General features: G+C 42.3%; 1 protein-coding gene. It reads left to right on the top strand.

Features of this window, described 5'->3' with window-relative positions:
- Positions 1 to 288: hypothetical protein (locus CYP84_RS10750; protein WP_219809666.1), on the top strand; the 288-nt coding region annotated here is incomplete at its 5' end.
- Positions 289 to 442 lie beyond the last annotated feature (154 nt).

Below are 442 nucleotides of genomic sequence, written 5' to 3'. Positions count from 1 at the left end.
GGTATGAGCGAATACTCTATTGACGACTTGACGGATATGATAGGTAGAAATGAAGCTATTTATTATGGGTTAGCAGAATTTGAGAAGATTGAAAAAGACGGCAAGGAATTTTACACTTGCGACTTGCTGGGTCGAAATTTGTTCGGCGAAAAGTATCTTTTTGAGCGCCAAGACGATTGCCTGGTGTGGCAAAGAGGCGGGATGTGTGAGTGTAGTTATTACGGGTATATCGCCTATGAGCGCAAAGACGGGCAATGGGTGGTTTTTGAATTTGATTATTCTGTCTAGTGGTATCATACCCCAAGCTTAGGCAAAAGGCTAAAAAGATGAACGACGAGCAGGGTGCTTTTATGGGTGCGGTGATCGACCCAAGATATGGCAGGGTAAATACCTATGACGTTGAGATTTTAAAACAACTATTTAACATCAATGGACTAAAGGC

The sequence above is a fragment of the Campylobacter concisus genome (assembly GCF_002912425.1).
GTDB classification, from domain to species: Bacteria; Campylobacterota; Campylobacteria; order Campylobacterales; family Campylobacteraceae; genus Campylobacter_A; species Campylobacter_A concisus_AH.
The sequence above is the reverse complement of the archived record's forward strand: the minus strand, read 5'-3'. Positions and strand labels throughout refer to the sequence as shown.